Source organism: Neptuniibacter pectenicola (assembly GCF_001597735.1).
Classification (GTDB): Bacteria; Pseudomonadota; Gammaproteobacteria; order Pseudomonadales; family Balneatricaceae; genus Neptuniibacter; species Neptuniibacter pectenicola.
Map to the genome: position 1 here is coordinate 34,117 of NZ_LUTS01000015.1, position 17,885 is coordinate 52,001.

The following is a 17,885-nucleotide window of genomic DNA, read 5'->3' on the forward strand; positions in this document are numbered from 1 at the left end:
CAGCTATCGCGAGTAGGGTATCTGCATGGGGTTTAAGTTTCGGTATAAGATTGCGTTTAAGCAAGCTTGGGCTGTGCTGACTATTTCACTCATACTCGGCCTGCTCTCTACCAGTGTGCAAATTTTTCTTGATCTTAGGCAGGAGACACGCAGCTCCGTTGAAGGGATTAACCGTTTAATTGAGTTGCATAAAGAGGCCGCGCAACGTGCGGTTTATAATTTAAATTACAGCAAGGCTGATGAGATCACGTCAGCGATTATTGCACACCCCGAGATATTACAAGCGACATTGGTTGATGATTTTGGTGATGCGCTAGCCCACCATGTGCGCGATAGCTCTGCTCCAGATACGTTTTTCTCTACGGTCGGCAACCTCTTCTTTCCGTTTAATTCGCACTATGAAAGTACCTTAACCATTGGGGACTCTCATTCCGGCGTTGCTAAGCTCATTATTGAGTTAGATTCGACCTACATCGCCCATAACTTTGCCTTACGCGCTGTCACGAGCCTGCTCTTCGGCTTGCTACATACCGTTGTGCTGGCGTCGGTTTTCCTGTTTTTCTTTTATCGTTACCTGTCTCGCCCCATTTTGAATATTGCTAAGTGGGTAAATCGGTTGCGTACGGATGAGGATATTGCGTTGCCATACACAGGGTGTGATGAAATTGGTGACCTTGTTACCAGTTTTGCCTCACTTTGGGATGAGCGCAGGCAGGTGACAGACCGGCTAAATAAGACCATCCAAAAGCTATCCAAAAGCGAACACTTTTCCCGCTCCTTAATGGAAAATGCGGGGGATGCTATGTTTCTGTGTACGCCGAGTACCAAGATTATTGACCTTAACAATCAAGCTGTTGATACCTTAAAAAGCGATAAAGATCAGGTATTGGGGACGACATTATCTCGGTATAGTCAAAACTACACGGAAGATGCCTTAATTGATCTATTTAACTCGATGGATGAAAAGCAGGTATGTACCTTTGAAGACCTGCTTATCAATGAGCGCAATCGCGTTTTTCCTATTGAAGCCCGTGGTATAAGAATTAGATTAGATGATAAAGACTATATTCTTATCTCTGCACGGGATATCACCGCCCGTAAAGAATCAGAGAAGCAGATCTTTGAACTTGCCTTTTTCGATACGCTAACCGGCATGGCAAACCGCCGTCTTTTCTTGGACCGGTTATCGTCGGCATTAGAGTTACATAACGTCCATCAAGTGCATGGCGCGGTGCTGTATATGGATTTAGACCGTTTTAAAACCATCAATGATTCATTAGGGCACAGCATCGGTGACCGCTTGCTGTGTACCGTTGCTAAACGATTGAATGAGATTGTGCCCGTTGAAGCAACGAGTGCCCGTTTTGGCGGTGACGAATTTGTTATCTTGCTGCCTGAAGCGGGTGATTCGCGGGTGAGCTGTGCCGAAAGCGCTGTCCATATTTCTAAAAAAATACTCGAAGCGATTGCTGCGCCGTTTGAAGTAGACGGGCATACACTTTACTGCACGATGAGTATCGGCATCGCTGTTTTTCCAGAACAGGGGCTCTGTGCCACTGATGTTTTACGTTATGCGGATATTGCGTTGTATCGTGTTAAAGCGATGGGGAAAAATGGATTTCAGTTTTATGACCCTGAGATGCAATCTTCGGCGCAAGAGCGGTTGTTGATTGAGAAAGGTTTGTATCAAGCACTGGATAAAAAGGAGTTTCAGCTTTGGTTCCAGCCGCAAGTACAAGCGGATGGGGCAATTGTCGGAGCTGAGGTACTGTTACGTTGGATGCACCCTGAAAAAGGGGTGATCAGTCCCGCTAGCTTTATTCAAATTGCGGAAGAGAGTGGGCAAATTGTTGAAATGGGCCAGTGGGTCTTAACGGAGAGTTTTGAGCAGCTGGCCCAGTGGAAGGCGCAAGGTCTACCTGCCAGCTTTAAACGCTTGGCTATTAATATCAGCCCGTTGCAGTTTATGCAGGTGGACTTTGTGGGTCGCTTTTTAACGATGCTGACCGACTATAAAATTCCGGGTGAGCTGATTGAATTAGAGATCACCGAGAATATGTTGCTGAATAACTTTGAGATTGCTAGCAACAAAATGAGAATTTTAAAACAGCGGGGCATCTCTTTTGCTATTGATGATTTTGGTACCGGTTACTCATCCCTAAGGTACTTACGCTACCTACCCTTAGATATCCTTAAAATTGACCGATCTTTCGTTACCAACCTACGTCCGTCATCGGAAGAGGCTGCCATTGTCGAAGTCATTATCGCGACAGCTGATCGTTTAGGGTTAACGGTTATTGCGGAAGGTGTCGAGACGGAAGAGGAGAGGGATACACTGCTTGAGCTTGGCTGCCTCTGCTTCCAAGGCTTCTTTTACGCCAGACCTATGCCAGCCACGCCTTTCTATGAGCGGTTGCAACAGGACATGGATATCATGGCTTAATCGAGGAATGTGGTAATCAGCTATACATAAAAGGGTATAGCCGATTACACAACGGCGGTTAACTATCGACGATAATTAACGTGCTGTATTGGTTGCCGGTCTCTTTCTAACGCGGCGAGCTGGACGACTGTTTGCAGGGGTGTTGTTACCATGCGTCGTACCTTGACGTTGGCCTTGAGACCCCGTGCTGGCGCTTTTAGCGTTACCTTGGCTACTTGAATCAGTGCTGCGGCTCGTTCTTGATCCGGAGCGGTGTGATTTGTTTTTACCTTGGGGTTTATGGCCACGTGCGTTATCCGCTGAGCGTTGTCCATCTTTATGACCACCGCCACGATTCTGGCTAGGCTTTTTACGGCTAGGCTTTTTACTTAGATCTGATTCGGGTAGCGGGTGAACAGGGGCAAAGCCACTCAATTCCTGACGCTCCAAAATGGTTCCGGTTAGGTGCTCAATGGCGGCTAAATGTTCAAACTCATCAGCACAGACCAAAGAAACCGCTTCACCTGATGCGCCTGCACGGCCAGTACGGCCTATACGGTGTACATAATCTTCAGGCACATTCGGTAGATCAAAATTCACCACATGAGGAAGTTGATCAATATCTAAACCGCGCGCGGCGATATCGGTTGCAACCAATACCTTAACAACGCCACTTTTAAATTCAGCGAGTGCTTTTGTGCGTGCGCCTTGGCTCTTATTGCCATGGATCGCTGCGGCAGAGATGTTAGCGGCATCTAGCTGTTTAGCTAAACGGTTAGCGCCATGTTTTGTGCGTGAGAAAACCAGCACCTGTTCCCAGTTGTTTGTTGAAATCAACTCGATCAAGGCGGGTGCTTTTCTATTTTTGTCGACAGGGGATATCCACTGCTTGACGGTCGTAGCGGTAGAGTTCACCGGTGAGACAGAGATCTCGACCGGATCATTCACTAGGCCTTTAGCTAAACTGCGAATGGCCGGTGAAAAGGTCGCAGAAAACAACAGGTTCTGACGTTGTTTAGGCAAAACGGCTAAGATTTTTTTAATATCGTTGATAAAGCCCATATCAAGCATACGGTCGGCTTCATCTAATACCAGTACTTCCAGCTGAGAAAATTTAATAATGCGCTGGTTGTATAGGTCTAACAAACGTCCAGGTGTTGCGACTAAAATATCTACGCCACCACGTAACTTGGCAATCTGCGGATTAATCTTTACGCCACCAAAAACAACGGCAGAGCGTAGGGGTAAATTCTTAGAATAGTCATTGACGCTTTCAGCAACTTGGGCAGCAAGCTCACGGGTCGGCGTTAAGATCAACGCTCTAATCTGATTACCCTGAGCAGGTTTGCCTGCACTTAAACGTTCTAAAAGAGGCAATGTAAAGCCCGCTGTTTTTCCTGTGCCCGTTTGGGCAGCCGCCATTAGATCTTTCCCTTCAATTACGGCAGGAATGGCAGCTGCTTGAATAGGGGATGGCGTGTCGTAACCTTTAGCGGAAACGGCATCCAAAATTGGGCGTGAAAGGCCCAGGTTGGCAAAACTCATGTGTTGCTCTCTATATGGTATTTACAGAATTGCATTAAAACCCACTCGAACGAATGGTTCGATCTGAGTGCGATGCAGTGTTAATTCTATTTTTGCTATCTAGAATCGATGTGAAAGGAAGGATTCACTCTATCTAAAGCTCTCTGAAGGCCCCTGCATAAATGCTAGGAAGTGCTTAACACACGGTGCCAACAGGTCTTTTAGAGTAATTAAAGCTTTTAAGACTCGTTCGCTTTGATCTTCGGAACGGCGCAATTGTAACACTGTTCGGCCTCTAGGCGTAGCAAGGATTGATAAAACTTGGTTTTTGTTACAAAAAACAGCTTATTTCAGGGGATATACGTCAAATGACGTATATAGGTGCGTCAATCACCGCATACCTGTTCGGCCTTATTTGGAATAGCCTTATTGCATTGCACAAATAAGCAAGCAAGTGACATCTATTTGAGCAGCGGCAGTTAATTTTATAATTAGGGGAAGGGCAGATATGAAACTTAAAAGTATTGCGGCAGGTGTAGCACTTTCATTAGGTGCTTCAGTGATTAGCATAAGCGCAATGGCGGCAGAAACCATCAAGGTTGGTGTCTTGCATTCACTATCAGGCACGATGGCTATCAGTGAAACAACACTGAAAGACACCGTGCTTATGATGGTTGAAGAGCAAAACAAAAAAGGTGGTTTGTTAGGTAAACAGCTTGAAGCGGTTGTCGTTGACCCAGCCTCTAACTGGCCTTTGTTTGCAGAAAAAACACGTGAGCTACTGACAAAAGAAAATGTCGATGTGATTTTTGGTTGCTGGACATCCGTTTCACGTAAATCTGCACTACCTGTGTTAGAAGAGCTAAACGGTTTAATGTTCTACCCTGTACAGTATGAAGGTGAAGAGTCATCTAAAAATGTCTTTTACACCGGTGCAGCGCCAAACCAGCAGGCGATTCCTGCGGTTGATTATCTTGCCAATGACCTAGGCGTTGAACGTTGGGTTCTTGCGGGCACCGATTATGTTTACCCACGTACAACGAACAAAATTCTTGAAGCCTACCTTAAATCTAAAGGGGTTGCGGCTGAAGATATCATGATCAACTACACACCTTTCGGCCACTCTGATTGGCAGTCTATTGTCTCTGATATTAAAAAGTTTGGGGGTGAGGGCAAGAAAACAGCGGTGGTTTCTACCATTAACGGCGACGCAAACGTACCTTTCTACAAAGAGTTAGGTAACCAGGGTATCTCCTCTGAAGATATTCCCGTGGTTGCATTCTCAGTAGGTGAAGAAGAGCTGTCCGGTTTAGATACTAAGCCGCTTGTTGGTCACCTTGCTGCATGGAACTATTTCCAGAGTGTTGAAAACGATGCGAACACAGCGTTTATCAAACAGTGGAAAGCGTTTACAAGCGAAGAGCGTGTAACAAACGATCCGATGGAAGCAACCTATATTGGTTTCAACATGTGGGCGAACGCGGTGACTAAAGCAGGCACAACGGATGTCGATGCGGTAGAGCAGGCGATGATCGGACAGGAAACACCTAACCTTACCGGTGGTGTTGCTGTCATGAACAAAAACCATCACTTAAGTAAGCCCGTTTTAATTGGTGAGATCCAAGACAACGGTCAGTTTGAAGTGGTTTGGGAAACGGATGGCGTTGTTGCCGGTGATGCATGGTCTGACTTCCTTCCAGGGTCTAAAGATCTGATCTCTGATTGGACAAGCCCGACTAAGTGCGGCAATTACAACACTGTTACTAAAGCGTGTTCTGGTTCTAACTAATGACCCACGCATAACGCATGAAAGTACCTAGTAGATCGCGTATGACTAGGTACTTTCAGCCGTTATATACGCTCTGTTTTTTTGAGAAAAAAGCACTTAATGAAATTAAGTGCCCGCTAAGTTAACAGGTCGCTTTGTTTAATTAAGCCGAGCGACTTTCTATTCCTGATTCGCTGAAACGACGGTTACTTCGTTACCTACAAACCTGATTCAGCGGTCTATACAGGAGAATTCACGTGAGACGTCTGTTTGCCATACTATGCTGCTATGTTGCTACGTCCCTAACGTCGGTTCATGCAGATGAACCTATGACAACGGTCGATGCTGATCCAGCAACCTTAACGACGGTGTCCCCCCTTCCATCAGACCCTGTGGCTGAGCCTGTTTCTGTTGAAACGCTGCTGCAAAGTCTGACCGAGGTGAAATTGAGTAAAGCCTTACCTGTGCTCAAACAATTAGAGTCATTAGGGGGCGTTGCGCTGTTACCTATGTTTAAAGGGATGCTGGAGGGTGACTTGTATTTTGTTAAGTCCAGCAAAGAGGTCGTTATGATCTCAACCATTAAAGGTGAATTGACGGCTCAAGGTGTTTTAAGCAAACAACCGTTACCGGGTGTGAGCAAAAACCAGCTTAAAAAAATCCGTGTTAACAATAAGCTACGTGGATTTTTACGCCAAGCCATTGCGCGACTACAAATATCTCATCCCGACGCGAGCAAACGTTTAGCGGCGGTTCAAGCTTTATTGACGCACCTTTCCGATGAGACTATCGCCACCTTAGAGAGGGTTCGTCCTCAAGAGCAGGATGAAGATGTGCAGGCGATGATTGATTTGGCGTTAGCCTTACATCAGTCAGATTCAGCCGATCCCGCTGTACGGCTTGCCGCTGTCTATGTGATGGCGGACAGCCTTGAAAGTGATGCACGTAACAAATTAGTAAAAATTATTGAACATGATACCGACCCCAAAGTAAAAGCGGCGGCGACCAAAGCACTTAAACAGATTAATGAAGAGATCGAGTTCTATGGTTTTATCGATCAGCTGTTTTTTGGTTTAAGTTTAGGGTCTGTTTTATTACTGGCCGCAATCGGCTTAGCCATTACGTTTGGTGTGATGGGGGTTATCAATATGGCCCACGGCGAGATGATCATGCTCGGGGCATATACGACCTATGTTGTTCAGCTCATGATGCCTAATGCCATTGAATACTCTTTATGGGTTGCCATACCCTTAGCCTTTGTCGTTTCGGGCTTAGTCGGTGTATTAATTGAGCGGGGCGTTATTCGTCATCTGCATGGTCGTCCACTGGAAACCCTATTAGCGACCTTTGGTATCAGCCTTATTTTGCAACAGTTGGTTCGCAGTGTTTTCTCTCCACTCAACCGCCAAGTGGCGTCTCCTGAATGGATGAGCGGCACGTTGGATATCAACCCTATATTAAGCTTAACCTTGAACCGCCTCTATATTCTTGCCTTTGCGCTTTTAGTCTTTGGTTTGTTGCTGCTTATCCTGCGTAAGACCTCCCTAGGGTTGAACGTTCGAGCGGTTTCTCAAAACCGTGATATGGCAAAAGCGATGGGGATTAGGACCGATTGGGTTGATGCCATGACCTTTGGTTTAGGTTCAGGTATTGCAGGTATAGCCGGTGTTGCCTTAAGCCAGTTGACCAATGTAGGCCCTAACCTAGGTCAAGCCTATATTATCGACTCGTTTATGGTGGTGGTCTTTGGTGGGGTAGGTAACCTGTGGGGAACCTTGGTTGCTGCATTCTCACTCGGTGTTGCTAACAAGTTCCTAGAGCCTGTTACCGGTGCGGTACTGGCCAGTATTTTTGTGTTGATCTTTATCATCCTCTTTATTCAAAAACGTCCTAAGGGCTTATTCCCTCAGAAAGGGAGGGCTGCAGAATGAATCAGTTAATGCGTTTTAGCCGTTTACATGGCGACAGTAAAGTCGCGCCGTTTGTTGCGATCTTAGTTGTTTTAACTTTATTGGCATCGATGGGTAATCTATTGATGCCCGAAGACTCAGCCTTTTATGTTAGTACCTATACCATCACCTTATTAGGCAAATACCTGTGCTATGCCATGTTGGCGTTAGCGGTTGATGTGATTTGGGGTTACTGCGGGATCTTGAGTTTGGGTCATGGCGCTTTCTTTGCGCTAGGTGGCTATGCCATGGGGATGTACCTCATGCGTCAGATCGGTGATCGCGGCGTCTATGGTAACCCTGAGCTACCTGACTTTATGGTTTTCCTTAACTGGACTGAGCTGCCTTGGTTTTGGCAGGGTATGGATCAGTTTTGGTTTGCGATGTTGATGGTGTTATTGGTGCCGGGCATCTTAGCCTTTATCTTTGGTTGGTTAGCCTTCCGTTCACGTGTAACGGGTGTGTATCTTTCCATTATGACCCAAGCCCTAACGTATGCACTGTTACTGGCCTTCTTCCGTAATGAGATGGGGTTTGGTGGTAATAACGGCTTAACCGATTTTAAAGATATTTTAGGCTTTGACCTGCAAGCGGATACAACCCGTGTCACGCTCTTCGCCATAACTGCGTTGTTGTTAGCGGTGATTCTGGTGGTCAGCCATAAAATTTTACAATCCCGTATGGGTAAAGTGATTGTTGCGATTCGTGATGGCGAAAGCCGTGCCCGCTTTATCGGTTACCGTACTGAGCGTTTTAAAGTCTGGTTGTTTGTTTACTCAGCATTAATTGCGGGTATTGCCGGTGCGCTGTATGTACCTCAAGTGGGGATAATCAACCCCGGTGAGTTCTCACCACTTAACTCGATAGAGATGGTGATCTGGGTTGCTGTTGGTGGTCGTGGCACATTGATTGGCGCCATTGTCGGTGCGCTGCTTGTCAACTTTGCAAAAACAAAATTCACCGCGATTATGCCTGACGGCTGGTTGTTTGCGCTGGGTGCGTTGTTTGTTTTCGTTACGCTTTATTTACCGCAAGGGTTGATGGGCTTGTATAAAAAAATGATGGATAAGCGCCGTCCTGATAACTCGGATAGTCATGGCTCCGATACGGAAGGTAAAAACGCTGAGCCCGCTGTGAAAGGAGGTAATGTATGAGCGCCTTAACGGATGTACGCGAAGTTATGCGTAGGGACCAAGTGTGGTCATTCTTAAAGGATGAGCAGAAGCAGGTCGATGTATCCCATGAGGTTATTCTGTATGTGGAAGGTTTAAACCTTAGCTTTGATGGCTTTAAAGCCCTGAATGATCTAAACCTGTACGTTAATGATGGTGAGCTGCGCTGCCTCATTGGTGCGAATGGTGCGGGTAAAACCACATTGATGGATGTCGTTACCGGTAAAACAACGCCGGATTCGGGCAGTGTTTATTTTGGTCAAAGCATTAATCTTTTACAGCACGATGAGGCTGATATTGCCCAACTAGGTATTGGCCGTAAGTTTCAGAAACCGACCGTATTTGAAGCCCTCAGTGTGTTTGATAATTTGGAGTTGTCGCTCAAACAGCAGAAGTCGGTTTTACCGATGCTATTTGCTCGCTTAACACCGACGGAAATTGATCGTATCGATGAAGTGCTTAATGTCATTGGTTTAAAAGAGCAATGCTTTATGCAAGCGGGCGCCTTATCCCATGGCCAAAAGCAGTGGTTAGAGATTGGAATGTTACTCGTTGCTGAGCCTCGATTGCTCTTAATCGATGAACCGGTCGCGGGTATGACGGCCCAAGAGACTGAACGTACCGCCGAGCTACTGACCTCATTAGCGGGTGAGCGTACCGTTATAGTGGTCGAACATGATATGGAGTTTGTGCGTAGCATCGCGCGGACGGTGACCGTTTTACACCAAGGCTCTGTGTTGGCTGAAGGCACGATGGACCAAGTTCAAAATAACCCTGATGTGATCGAAGTTTATCTGGGAGAAGCACCATGATCGATATCTCAAAAGTAAATCAACGTTATGGTGGTACTCAAATTCTTTGGGACCTCGATTTAGCGATTAAACCAGGGTCTTGTACCTGTATTATGGGGCGTAACGGGGTGGGTAAAACGACCCTCTTAAAATGCCTTATGGGCTTGCTGCCTATAGAAAGCGGCGAGATTTTACTTGAGGGTGAAGCGCTGCATACCAAGCCCGCTCAGTTTCGCGCACCGGCAGGTATTGGCTATGTGCCCCAAGGGCGAGATATTTTTCCGACACTGACGGTTGAAGAAAACCTGAGAATTGGCTTACCGATCCGTAAAGATAAAGCGAAACAGATACCGGAGAAAATATTTGAGCTCTTTCCTGTTTTAAAGGAGATGCTTCACCGTCGAGGCGGGGACCTTTCCGGTGGTCAGCAGCAACAGTTAGCCATTGGTCGAGCACTGGTTATTGAACCTAAAGTGTTGATCCTTGATGAGCCTAATGAAGGGATTCAGCCAAATATCGTGCAACAAATTGGTGATGTTATCCTCAAACTCAATCAGGAGGAGGGATTAACCGTTATCTTAGTGGAGCAAAAATTAGGATTTGCACGTAGAGTAGGCAAAGAGTTTAGATTAATGGAAAAAGGGCGTGTGGTCGCAAGTGACCAGATGGCAAATTTAAGCGAGGATCTGATCAAGCAGTATCTCGCAGTATAACGATTTAGCATAAGCATTTAGGTTTGAGTGTCGATGAATAATTGGGTAACACCCGCCAGAGGCGAAGGGGCCGATAAACCGTCTGATCCATTAGGGCTGCCAGAAAAAACTGAGCAGTCCAAGTGGAAAGCCGAACTAAGCCTTGGGTTAGCACATACTAAGCGAGGCTCAGTGCTGAATGCCTGTCGGCACCAAGGGCCGCTCTATGTGCAAAAAGCCTTTTACCCAGAAGGTCGAGATCTGGCGCATCTGTACCTTCTTCATCCGCCCGGCGGCATGGTGTCGGGGGATGATCTCCGCATTAATGTCACGATGGCTCAGGCCGCCCGTGCGTTGATTACAACACCCGGTGCCGGTCGGGTTTATAAAGCGCGTGCCGATAAAACACTACAAACCCAGCATATCCAACTGCGCTTAGAACCGAACAGCAGCGTAGAGTGGTTGCCTCTCGAAAATATCATCTACCCCGGTGCGCATACGCGGCTACATACGGATATCCACCTTGATGTGGGCAGTACGTTTATTGGCTGGGAGATCAGTTGTTTTGGTTTACACGCCAGCCAACAACCGTTCGATCAGGGCCAAATAGAGCAGCGTTTACAAGTGTTTAGTCAAGGGCGCTTAAAGATTCGTGAGGCATTATCGCTTAACCCAGAGCAACATAACTTTATGCAGAGCCGAGCGGGGTTAGCCGGTCACTCTGTCAATGGATTGCTGATAGCAGGGCCGTTATCCAAAACCCATGATACCGATACGTTGTTGAGTGCCTTGCAAGCGCAGTGTGAGGCATTAAACCAAACCGATAGTCAGTCTCAAAAAGCGCTATCTGCTGTCAGCATCAATGATGAGTTTATACAGCTGCGCTATTTAGGTGATTGCTCAGAACAGGCACGTTTACTGTTTATTCGTTGCTGGACACTGTTGCGCCCTGCGTTGATACAGCGTGAGGCGTGTGAACCAAGAATTTGGGCGACTTAAGCCCGCAATAAAACACAACAATTAGATAAAATTTATCAATTTAATGACACCTGGCCAATGAGGTGAGTAATGGAACTGTTACCAAGAGAAAAAGATAAGCTGCTTGTGTTTACCGCAGCACTACTGGCAGAGCGACGTCTTAATCGAGGCTTAAAGCTGAACTATCCCGAAGCGATGGCATTTATCACGATGGAGATCATTGAAGGCGCACGGGATGGAAAAACCGTGGCCGAGTTGATGAGTTATGGCAAAAGCCTGCTAACGGCGGATCAAGTCATGGAAGGGGTTCCAGAATTAATCCACGAAGTACAAGTGGAAGCGACATTCCCCGATGGCACTAAATTAGTGACGGTCCATAACCCAATTAACTGATGGTTAACGACGCGAAGAGGATAGAACAATGATACCAGGAGAGATTGAGACAGCAGAGGGGCGTATCGAGCTTAATGAGGGACGTAAAACCCAAACGCTGCGCGTTGAAAACAGAGGTGACCGTCCAGTCCAAGTGGGTTCCCACTACCATTTTTATGAGGTCAATCTTGCGTTGGCCTTTAACCGTGAACCGACCAAAGGCTACCGTCTTAATATCGCCTCAGGTACAGCGGTAAGGTTTGAACCGGGTCAAGGCCGAGAAGTTGAGTTAGTTGAGTATGCCGGCAATAAAATGATCTACGGATTCCGTGGTGATGTTATGGGCCCCGTGGATGGGGAGACGAGCACCGCTCAAGAGAAATCACAGAAGGGGACAACAGCATGAGTTCAATGGATCGTGTTAGCTATGCCCAGATGTTTGGCCCCACGACGGGCGACAAAGTACGGTTAGGTGATACTGATATCTGGATTCAGGTTGAAAATGACTTAACCACCTATGGCGATGAAGTGAAGTTTGGTGGCGGTAAGGTTATCCGTGATGGCATGGGCCAGAGCCAGCTAAGTAACGATATAGCGATGGATCTGGTGATCACCAATGCATTAATACTTGATCACTGGGGCATTGTTAAAGCAGATATCGGAATTAAAGAGGGCCGCATTGCTAAAGTAGGTAAAGCGGGCAACCCAGATGTACAAGATAATGTCGATATAGTGATCGGCCCCGGCACTGAAATTATTGCAGGGGAAGGCTCTATCGTCACCGCGGGGGGCATTGATGCGCATATCCATTTTATCTGCCCCCAACAGATCGACGAAGCCCTCATGTCGGGTGTAACCACTATGATCGGGGGAGGCACAGGGCCTGCGACCGGCACTAAAGCGACCACCTGCACGCCAGGGCCTTGGAATATAGGCAAAATGCTGCAAGCAACCGATAGTTTACCGATGAACTTTGGCTTTCTTGGTAAAGGTAATGCCAGCTTACCTGCCGCACTCGAAGAACAACTGGAAGCCGGTGCGTGTGGATTGAAGTTACATGAAGACTGGGGCACCACCCCCGCATCAATCGATAACTGCCTTAGCGTGGCTGAAAAATACGATGTTCAGGTGGCGATTCATACCGACACACTCAATGAATCGGGCTTTGTCGACGATACCATTGGTGCCTTTAAAGGCCGAGTGATTCATACCTACCATACAGAAGGTGCGGGTGGCGGTCATGCTCCCGATATTATTCGGGCCTGTTCATACCCTAATGTTATGCCCTCATCGACCAACCCAACACGGCCGTTTACCGTTAATACGGTGGATGAGCATCTGGATATGCTGATGGTATGTCATCACTTAGACAGTAATATTCCAGAAGATGTGGCCTTTGCTGATTCCCGTATTCGTAAAGAAACCATCGCCGCAGAGGATATCTTCCATGATCGGGGCGCGTTCAGCATGATCTCGTCAGATTCTCAGGCGATGGGACGTGTTGGCGAAGTGATTACACGAACGTGGCAAACCGCACATAAAATGAAAGTCCAGTTTGGCCTATTAGCAGAAGACCTTGAAAGGGGAACCGATAACTTTAGGGCTAAACGCTACATCGCTAAATACACGATTAACCCAGCCATTACACACGGCATCTCCCATGATGTAGGCTCGATTGAAAACGGTAAACTAGCGGACTTAGTCCTGTGGAAACCTGCATTTTTTGGTATTAAACCCTCCCTGATTCTGAAAGGTGGAATGATCGCTGCGGCGCCGATGGGTGACCCTAACGCATCGATCCCAACCCCACAGCCAGTGCATTACCGACCTATGTTTGGGGCCTGTGGTTTAGCGGCGGCGAAAACCAGCCTGACCTTTGTTAGTCAGGCGGCGTTAAACAATAACATTGCTGAAAGCTTAGGCTTACAGCGAGAACTCTCCGCCTGCTCGAATACCCGTAATATCAGCAAATCCGATATGGTATTAAACGACTGGATGCCTGATATCACGGTTGACCCACAAACCTATGAAGTGCGTGCTGACGGTGAGATGCTGACCTGTGAACCGGCGGACAAACTGCCGTTAGCCCAACTTTATACCTTGTTTTAAAAGGGGAGCTGTTAAATGTTAGAAGTGTATGAACGCTTAGGCACCCATTGCCACCATAAAGCAGACAGTCAGGTCGTTTTAACCCATGAACAACGGGACCGGGGGCGCTTGAAACTGGTCAATGACCAAGGCCAAGAGGTGCGCGTTTTTCTGGAGCGGGGTAAACCCTTGCTGGTGGGGGAATATCTAAAAACAACCTGTGGTCACTACATTCAAGTGGCAGGCGCTATTGAACCGGTTGCCTTAGCCTCGTGTGATGCCTGGCACACCTTCGCCCGTGCGTGTTACCACTTAGGTAATCGACATACAAAAATAGAAGTGGGTGAACGCTGGTTGCGCATTAAACCGGATCACGTACTCGAAGAGATGCTTGTGCAGTTAGGGTTAGTTGTTAGCCATGAAGACGCCGTCTTTGTGCCAGAGTCAGGGGCGTATAATCATGGCCACGCCCATCACTGATATGCAGCCTAACGTCGCAATTAACACCGATGATCGGGCGCTTTTTCGCCTGATGCAGTTAAGCAGTGCCAGCTTACCTGTCGGCGGCTACTCGTTTTCGCAAGGGTTAGAATACGCCATAGATTGCGGCTGGTTGAAAAAACAAGCGGAGGTACATGAATGGCTAGAGATGCAGATATTGCATGCGGTTGCTTATGTCGATCTCCCCGCACTTAAGCTGTTAATGGCGGCGGCCAAACAGGCTGATTGGCAAGAAGTAAAACGCTTAAATGACCTGGTTCTAGCCTGCCGAGAGACGAAAGAGCTGCGCTTAACCGATACCGCGATGGGCGAAGCCTTAGTGAGGTTACTGAATAGCTTAGGCGTCGAACAGCCCTTTGCCCATGGGCGGGGGAGTGCACCGGAAGCCGTGAGTTTTATCTCGCTGTTTGCCATTGCGGCGGCCCATTGGGATATTAACTATCCCAGTGCCGCACTCGGTTTTGCATGGTCATGGTTAGAAAACCAAGTGGCCGCCGCGACTAAACTTGTGCCGTTAGGCCAAACACAAGCACAAGTGTTGATTGGCGATCTTCAACCGATCTTAAGCCAAGCACTCAACATTGCCGAACAGGTTGATGAAGAACAGGTAGGCGCCGGCCTTCCCGCATTAGCGATTGCCAGCGCCCTGCATGAACAACAATATTCACGATTATTCCGTTCCTGAACGTATATATAAGCGGACTAAACATAGAGGTAAGTGGTAGATGAGTAAACCAAAACAGACACTGCGAGTAGGGGTCGGTGGACCCGTAGGTTCGGGTAAAACAGCTTTATTAAGGTCGCTCTGTGCCGCCATGAAAGACCACTACGATATCGCCGTCGTCACTAACGATATTTACACCCAAGAAGACGCTAAGTTTCTCACCGAACATGAAGCCCTTAGCGCGGACCGAATTATTGGCGTAGAAACGGGCGGCTGTCCCCATACCGCCATACGGGAAGATGCCTCCATGAACCTTGCCGCGATCGATCAATTGATTGAACGGCACGGTGACCTCGATGTCGTCTTTGTTGAAAGCGGTGGTGATAACCTAAGCGCGACCTTTAGTCCTGAACTGTCGGACCTTACGATCTATGTGATCGATGTATCCGCCGGCGATAAAATTCCACGTAAAGGTGGGCCGGGTATTACCAAATCAGATCTGCTCATTATCAATAAAATAGACTTAGCCCCACTTGTTGGCGCCTCCCTAGAAGTGATGGACACCGATACAAAACGCATGCGGGGCGAACGTCCATTTGTATTTGCTAATCTAAAACAAGCGAAAGGTTTAGATGATATTATCCAATTTATTATTAGCGAAGGCATGCTAACGGCTAAAACTTTACCACCTGCCGTTGCTGTTGTTTAAATAAACCGCCAAAAAATTTAAAGAAAGAAAGGATTAAAAAATGAAAAAAATAGCGATTAGCACATTGACTGGCGCCGCTGCATTAACGACATCACTACCTGCACTAGCACACTCAGAACACGCCAGCATTATGAGTGGTATTGTTCATTTTATGACAGAGCCGGATCATCTAGCGATCTCTGGTTTAGTGTCTCTAGCCTTAATTTTTATCGTTCGTCGAATGGGCAAGAAAAAGGTTTAAAGGCATCCTAGCCAACGAGTAAAAGAGGTGCCAACCTTCAATAGGGCTTCGGCCAAAGGTTGGCCTCCTACAGAAATACGCTGATGTAGGAGCTCACCCCGTGAGCGAAGGTACAAGGTGAAGGCTTGTAATCTAGTTCGCTCTGGTTGAAGATATATCGCTTTGTATGCACGAATATTAGAATAAACAAAGGACTAGTATTATGCCAAGGCGGCTAACTCAAACAAAACCTGGTACACACCAAGCTCTTAAAAATACATCTTATGAAAGCATGGTCGTAAGTTGGCTAATGCAAGATGGTTGGCAAGTATTTTTGCCAATTTTGGACCATGGGCACCAGACTGATATCCTCATCTCCGATGGCCCTTCCTATCATCGTATTCAAGTAAAAACAGTAGAAGCGAGTGGCGAAGATCATATTGTTCATAATGCTTGGGTAGATAGTCATGTTGATGTTGTTGTTTTCTTTGCCAGAAATTCAAACTGGGGCGTTATAACTCCGGCATTTTCTGAAAAGAAATGAGCATTAAATCACGATGGGCATCGTAAGTTTACACAGGATAGAAAAGAGTTCTTGCGTGAATTTCACCAGCTTTAACAATATTAAAGCTATTTAATACATGTTTTTAGCGGCTGTATACACTAATTGAGTAAAGTCTTTTTGCCCAATGCGTAGCCTAAAAGGCTAGTTGTATTCCCTCACTGCTTAGGTTAAAAATATTTATAAATCAGAGAGATGGATGTCTGGCATGGATAGATATACGGACCCCCGTATATCAATTGTTAATACGCATGCTTGATTTGTCACGGAAGAGTACGATTTGATTCTTTAGTTTCTCCTTCCTTTTCAAATAATTACATCTATTTTTAATCAATAGCGGTGTGGGTAGATACACGGACCCCCGTATATACAAATGTTACATCCCTTGAGAGATTATGAGTAAGCTGGAAACTAAGCTACGAGAAGTGAAGAACAAACGAGCGAGGCGCGAGCTTTTGGACTCAGTCGATCCTGTGCTTTCTTGCTTGCTTTCGGAAGTAGAATTTAGTCACGACGTGCAGTGCTTAAAGTACGCCGCTTTCTCGACATGGGATATGGAGGCGGACCAACAAACTACCACTAGAGGTATGGTAGAGGGTTGGGATCTTAAGTACTTCGACACGATGGCTGAAATGACCAGCTTTATCAAAGCTAGTATCGAGCCGGCAATTATTCCAGGATGGTTCTTTATTGATACCGATGGGCCATATTATTCTTTAACGCTTGCCGAGTTCGTTCTTAATCTTGACCTTCTCCAGAATTACTGTGAGGCGCAGGACCACTTCGATATAGGGTGGGTAGGTAAGTCGTCGGACATGGGTGTTATTTTCGAATTCAATCACACCTCTTTCTGTCGCAATCAATTGGAGGTCTGCACGTGGGGAATGTAACAAGGCCAGTCATGGCGACGTCTACTACATTGCGGCTTCGCCTTCATTTCGTAGCCGCGCGTGCTGAGCGGCGTTAGGAGAAATTAATGTTCTGGATGATCGCTATTGTTGTAGCAATGCTTTTATTAGTTATCGTATTTGCGTTACTTCACAATAACGATCCCATCGATCGAGCCCCTGAAGAAATATGCGAAATTTTGAGAGATTGGCTCAATGATAAGATTGATTGGAAAGAGTGGGATTACTTTGAGTCGTGTGATATCAAGAATCCCGTACTAAATGAAATTAAGAATGAATGCATGAAAATAGACGTGCCGGGTTCTCCATATATGTCCGATCCGGAGATGAAAATTCTAAACAAATCGGGTAAAAAAGCTGTAGCTAAGCTTTTGGAAAAATGCGAATCTTTAGTTTAATGAGGGAGTCACCTAATCGGGTAGCCGAGGGTCTCTAACCCTCAGCCCCCACAACACCCTGCATGCGGATCCGCACAGGGCGTTTCACTGAGAATGGTGAAGCTTGATCCATCCATCGCGCAATTCATAAAGCCCCTGAGATTTTAAGTAAGCATTGGATAATGCCT

At 46.7% G+C, this 17,885-nt stretch carries 18 protein-coding genes; 17 read left to right on the top strand and 1 reads right to left on the bottom strand.

What is annotated here, in order from left to right:
* Window positions 1-25: 25 nt before the first annotated feature.
* Complete coding sequence (locus A3773_RS15265) at window positions 26-2,443, top strand: putative bifunctional diguanylate cyclase/phosphodiesterase (protein ID WP_067987790.1); 2,418 nt, start codon at window positions 26-28, stop codon at window positions 2,441-2,443.
* A 75-nt stretch (window positions 2,444-2,518) separates the two neighbouring features.
* Here A3773_RS15265 and A3773_RS15270 read toward each other — a convergent pair whose 3' ends face one another.
* Window positions 2,519-3,967, bottom strand: a complete 1,449-nt coding sequence (locus A3773_RS15270; protein WP_067987791.1) for a DEAD/DEAH box helicase — start codon at window positions 3,965-3,967, stop codon at window positions 2,519-2,521.
* Window positions 3,968-4,454: 487 nt separating this feature from the next.
* On the opposite strand from A3773_RS15270, the gene urtA reads away from it, so the two are divergent.
* The 16 genes from urtA (at window position 4,455) to A3773_RS15350 (ending at window position 17,718) form a co-directional block, all read left to right on the top strand.
* Window positions 4,455-5,735: an urea ABC transporter substrate-binding protein gene (gene urtA, locus A3773_RS15275; RefSeq protein WP_067987795.1), complete on the top strand. Its 1,281-nt coding sequence runs from the start codon at window positions 4,455-4,457 to the stop codon at window positions 5,733-5,735.
* A gap of 308 nt (window positions 5,736-6,043) precedes the next feature.
* Window positions 6,044-7,645 (top strand): urea ABC transporter permease subunit UrtB, encoded by a 1,602-nt coding sequence (gene urtB, locus A3773_RS15280; RefSeq protein ID WP_075109593.1) that lies wholly within the window; start codon window positions 6,044-6,046, stop codon window positions 7,643-7,645.
* Complete coding sequence (gene urtC, locus A3773_RS15285) at window positions 7,642-8,817, top strand: urea ABC transporter permease subunit UrtC (protein WP_067987799.1); 1,176 nt, start codon at window positions 7,642-7,644, stop codon at window positions 8,815-8,817. Before urtB ends, urtC begins: the two co-directional genes overlap by 4 nt.
* Complete coding sequence (urtD, locus tag A3773_RS15290; protein WP_067987801.1) at window positions 8,814-9,647, top strand: urea ABC transporter ATP-binding protein UrtD; 834 nt, start codon at window positions 8,814-8,816, stop codon at window positions 9,645-9,647. Before urtC ends, urtD begins: the two co-directional genes overlap by 4 nt.
* Window positions 9,644-10,339 carry an urea ABC transporter ATP-binding subunit UrtE gene (gene urtE / locus A3773_RS15295; RefSeq protein ID WP_067987803.1) on the top strand — a complete coding sequence of 232 codons (696 nt, stop codon included), beginning with the start codon at window positions 9,644-9,646 and terminating at the stop codon, window positions 10,337-10,339. Before urtD ends, urtE begins: the two co-directional genes overlap by 4 nt.
* Before the next feature lie 33 nt (window positions 10,340-10,372).
* The gene (locus A3773_RS15300) at window positions 10,373-11,317 is read left to right on the top strand and encodes an urease accessory protein UreD (RefSeq protein WP_067987806.1); all 945 of its coding nucleotides are present in this window, start codon (window positions 10,373-10,375) and stop codon (window positions 11,315-11,317) included.
* Window positions 11,318-11,386: 69 nt separating this feature from the next.
* Window positions 11,387-11,689 (top strand): urease subunit gamma, encoded by a 303-nt coding sequence (locus A3773_RS15305; protein WP_067987809.1) that lies wholly within the window; start codon window positions 11,387-11,389, stop codon window positions 11,687-11,689.
* 28 nt (window positions 11,690-11,717) lie between these two features.
* Window positions 11,718-12,074, top strand: coding sequence for an urease subunit beta (locus tag A3773_RS15310; RefSeq protein WP_067987812.1), 357 nt, complete (start codon window positions 11,718-11,720; stop codon window positions 12,072-12,074).
* Window positions 12,071-13,777, top strand: a complete 1,707-nt coding sequence (ureC, locus tag A3773_RS15315; RefSeq protein ID WP_067987815.1) for an urease subunit alpha — start codon at window positions 12,071-12,073, stop codon at window positions 13,775-13,777. Before A3773_RS15310 ends, ureC begins: the two co-directional genes overlap by 4 nt.
* A gap of 15 nt (window positions 13,778-13,792) precedes the next feature.
* Window positions 13,793-14,236, top strand: a complete 444-nt coding sequence (locus tag A3773_RS15320) for an urease accessory protein UreE (protein ID WP_067987818.1) — start codon at window positions 13,793-13,795, stop codon at window positions 14,234-14,236.
* Window positions 14,217-14,942, top strand: a complete 726-nt coding sequence (locus tag A3773_RS15325) for an urease accessory protein UreF (protein WP_067987821.1) — start codon at window positions 14,217-14,219, stop codon at window positions 14,940-14,942. The genes A3773_RS15320 and A3773_RS15325 overlap by 20 nt, the downstream gene beginning before the upstream one ends.
* 40 nt (window positions 14,943-14,982) lie before the next feature.
* Window positions 14,983-15,630, top strand: coding sequence for an urease accessory protein UreG (gene ureG, locus A3773_RS15330; protein ID WP_067987824.1), 648 nt, complete (start codon window positions 14,983-14,985; stop codon window positions 15,628-15,630).
* Between the two features lie 40 nt (window positions 15,631-15,670).
* On the top strand, window positions 15,671-15,871 hold the full coding sequence (locus A3773_RS15335; RefSeq protein ID WP_067987828.1) for a hypothetical protein: 201 nt from the start codon (window positions 15,671-15,673) through the stop codon (window positions 15,869-15,871).
* A 202-nt stretch (window positions 15,872-16,073) separates the two neighbouring features.
* Window positions 16,074-16,394 carry a hypothetical protein gene (locus A3773_RS15340; RefSeq protein WP_197462804.1) on the top strand — a complete coding sequence of 107 codons (321 nt, stop codon included), beginning with the start codon at window positions 16,074-16,076 and terminating at the stop codon, window positions 16,392-16,394.
* Window positions 16,395-16,807: 413 nt separating this feature from the next.
* Window positions 16,808-17,302, top strand: coding sequence for a hypothetical protein (locus A3773_RS15345; protein ID WP_067987831.1), 495 nt, complete (start codon window positions 16,808-16,810; stop codon window positions 17,300-17,302).
* 86 nt (window positions 17,303-17,388) lie between these two features.
* Window positions 17,389-17,718: a hypothetical protein gene (locus tag A3773_RS15350; protein WP_067987834.1), complete on the top strand. Its 330-nt coding sequence runs from the start codon at window positions 17,389-17,391 to the stop codon at window positions 17,716-17,718.
* The last annotated feature ends 167 nt before the right edge of the window (window positions 17,719-17,885 follow it).

Coding starts and splice junctions, on each gene's coding strand:
- A3773_RS15265 (WP_067987790.1), top strand. CDS start 26: ATGGGGTTTAAGTTTCGGTATAAGATTGCGTTTAAGCAAGCTTGGGCT.
- A3773_RS15270 (WP_067987791.1), bottom strand. CDS start 3,967: ATGAGTTTTGCCAACCTGGGCCTTTCACGCCCAATTTTGGATGCCGTT.
- urtA (WP_067987795.1), top strand. CDS start 4,455: ATGAAACTTAAAAGTATTGCGGCAGGTGTAGCACTTTCATTAGGTGCT.
- urtB (WP_075109593.1), top strand. CDS start 6,044: ATGACAACGGTCGATGCTGATCCAGCAACCTTAACGACGGTGTCCCCC.
- urtC (WP_067987799.1), top strand. CDS start 7,642: ATGAATCAGTTAATGCGTTTTAGCCGTTTACATGGCGACAGTAAAGTC.
- urtD (WP_067987801.1), top strand. CDS start 8,814: ATGAGCGCCTTAACGGATGTACGCGAAGTTATGCGTAGGGACCAAGTG.
- urtE (WP_067987803.1), top strand. CDS start 9,644: ATGATCGATATCTCAAAAGTAAATCAACGTTATGGTGGTACTCAAATT.
- A3773_RS15300 (WP_067987806.1), top strand. CDS start 10,373: ATGAATAATTGGGTAACACCCGCCAGAGGCGAAGGGGCCGATAAACCG.
- A3773_RS15305 (WP_067987809.1), top strand. CDS start 11,387: ATGGAACTGTTACCAAGAGAAAAAGATAAGCTGCTTGTGTTTACCGCA.
- A3773_RS15310 (WP_067987812.1), top strand. CDS start 11,718: ATGATACCAGGAGAGATTGAGACAGCAGAGGGGCGTATCGAGCTTAAT.
- ureC (WP_067987815.1), top strand. CDS start 12,071: ATGAGTTCAATGGATCGTGTTAGCTATGCCCAGATGTTTGGCCCCACG.
- A3773_RS15320 (WP_067987818.1), top strand. CDS start 13,793: ATGTTAGAAGTGTATGAACGCTTAGGCACCCATTGCCACCATAAAGCA.
- A3773_RS15325 (WP_067987821.1), top strand. CDS start 14,217: ATGGCCACGCCCATCACTGATATGCAGCCTAACGTCGCAATTAACACC.
- ureG (WP_067987824.1), top strand. CDS start 14,983: ATGAGTAAACCAAAACAGACACTGCGAGTAGGGGTCGGTGGACCCGTA.
- A3773_RS15335 (WP_067987828.1), top strand. CDS start 15,671: ATGAAAAAAATAGCGATTAGCACATTGACTGGCGCCGCTGCATTAACG.
- A3773_RS15340 (WP_197462804.1), top strand. CDS start 16,074: ATGCCAAGGCGGCTAACTCAAACAAAACCTGGTACACACCAAGCTCTT.
- A3773_RS15345 (WP_067987831.1), top strand. CDS start 16,808: ATGAGTAAGCTGGAAACTAAGCTACGAGAAGTGAAGAACAAACGAGCG.
- A3773_RS15350 (WP_067987834.1), top strand. CDS start 17,389: ATGTTCTGGATGATCGCTATTGTTGTAGCAATGCTTTTATTAGTTATC.